The 1808-nt window shown below is 45.9% G+C and carries 2 protein-coding genes; both read right to left on the bottom strand.

From position 1 onward, the window contains the following. Positions 1-53 precede the first annotated feature (53 nt). The gene (locus tag EKD02_RS09775; protein WP_126385317.1) at positions 54-785 is read right to left on the bottom strand and encodes a class I SAM-dependent methyltransferase; all 732 of its coding nucleotides are present in this window, start codon (positions 783-785) and stop codon (positions 54-56) included. Positions 786-796: 11 nt separating this feature from the next. Beyond that, positions 797-1711: a WbuC family cupin fold metalloprotein gene (locus EKD02_RS10060; RefSeq protein WP_185805746.1), complete on the bottom strand. Its 915-nt coding sequence runs from the start codon at positions 1709-1711 to the stop codon at positions 797-799. Between the last annotated feature and the right edge of the window lie 97 nt (positions 1712-1808).

Below are 1808 nucleotides of genomic sequence, written 5' to 3'. Positions count from 1 at the left end.
GGATACTGTTTTATTGCGGAAAGCTTAACATGGCCATCAGCTGATGAAGTACTTCATCCAGGTACTAATCCACTAAAATCAGCGGAGAGCCGTATTAATGAGGTGAGATGTTCATGATATATGAAATCAAAGACCATATTCCTGACAAGATCCGCCAAATAGTAACTCTCGAACACAAACACACCGTTATCAGCGAGCAATAATCCCACCCCTTGCACCCATGAGTCAAGATCATCGATATTAGCGAATACATTATTTGCCGTAATCACATCCGCTTTGCCATAGCGATCTGCGATTTCACGGGCTTGCCCTCGGTTGAAATACGCACTAAGCGTCGGAATTCCAGACTCATTGGCGATGCTTGCAATATGGCCTGCCGGCTCAACCCCCAACACCTTTAGCCCTTTTCGCTTGAATGAGCCTAGAAGCGTTCCGTCGTTACTCCCCAGGTCAACGACTTGATCTCCCTCGGAAAGCCCGACCCTATCAATTACTTTTCCGGCATACTCATCGAAGTGCTGTGATAAGCCCATTGAGCTTGATGTCACATATATGTAATCCCCATAGAGAACGTCCGGATCTATTACGTCACTGAGCTGCGCCAAGCCGCAATCCTTACACATGAACAAATCAATCGGAAATTGCTTTTGCTCTTCATCAATTTTCTCTTGGGGCACATACGCATCACCTATGGGAGAGGGCTTTAATGCAAATACCAGCTCAAGACTCTCACTCCCACAGCCTCTGCATGTTTTACGCCGATATACTGACTCTTTTTTCGTCATGCTCACCATTATTATTGTCTATTTAACCAAATCGTGTCACTATCCTTGAATGGGCCACTTGCAACTTCAATAAATATTGCATGAGGCGATCGCGTATGTATTGACCGATACTGACCGGCTTTCAAACGAATTGACCTTGGCAAGTCACCATCTGCACTTGACAATCGTTGCGCAGAAACCATCACACCATCCTCGTCATACAGGCATATTTCAAGCTCACCGTCTATCATATGGTAACTCAAAGAGGTCTTTTCCTGCTTGAGGGGCCCGACATCGCAGTGCCCAGGATGAACCATGAGCATTTCATGGACATCATCAGCATCGTCAACATGCATACAGCAACGAAAAATCGGACAATTTCTCATTCTCGCATACTCTCTCAAAAGCACCATCTGCTGCTTTGACAAGGAGAAAGGATTCTTGGAAGCGTAAAATACCCGTTCATTCTTTTTTTCCATCCCGCCATGCGCCAGCAATGCTCTTTCCACCGCATCATAGGAATCAAGACGAAACGCACATAGAAATGCAACTACCTCTGAATAATTCTCATAAACGTCAGGCGTCATCGGCTGAGAAATGAGCTCTTCTACAGAGAACCACCGCATCCCCATTCCTTCGGACAAGCGTAATTCACTCACATCACCGTCATAGCGAACCGGGAAGAAGTGATTCACTGTCTCTATCCACCCAGCACTCCATTTCCAACTAAACAACTCATCGAAAACGATTCCAGGAACTTGACCTAATTCCTCTTTCAACTCTCGCTCAAGTCCCCCCTTAAACGTCTCATTACCCTCTACCATGCCACCGAAAAAAGCCCAGCATCGCCGAAATGGCAACCCTTCCTTATCATCTCGCTGCTGCAGCAGCACACGACCATCACTCCGATAAATGAGTGCTTTGACTGAATGATTTCTTGCCCCCATTAATACGGCTCTCCGCTGATTTTAGTGGATTAGTACCTGGATGAAGTACTTCATCAGCTGATGGCCATGTTAAGCTTTCCGCAATAAAACAGTATCC

It is taken from the genome of Chlorobium phaeovibrioides, from assembly GCF_003968655.1.
Taxonomy (GTDB): Bacteria; Bacteroidota; Chlorobiia; order Chlorobiales; family Chlorobiaceae; genus Chlorobium; species Chlorobium phaeovibrioides.
This window is presented reverse-complemented; position numbering and strand designations above follow the sequence as displayed.

Coding starts and splice junctions, on each gene's coding strand:
- EKD02_RS09775 (WP_126385317.1), bottom strand. CDS start 785: ATGACGAAAAAAGAGTCAGTATATCGGCGTAAAACATGCAGAGGCTGT.
- EKD02_RS10060 (WP_185805746.1), bottom strand. CDS start 1,711: ATGGGGGCAAGAAATCATTCAGTCAAAGCACTCATTTATCGGAGTGAT.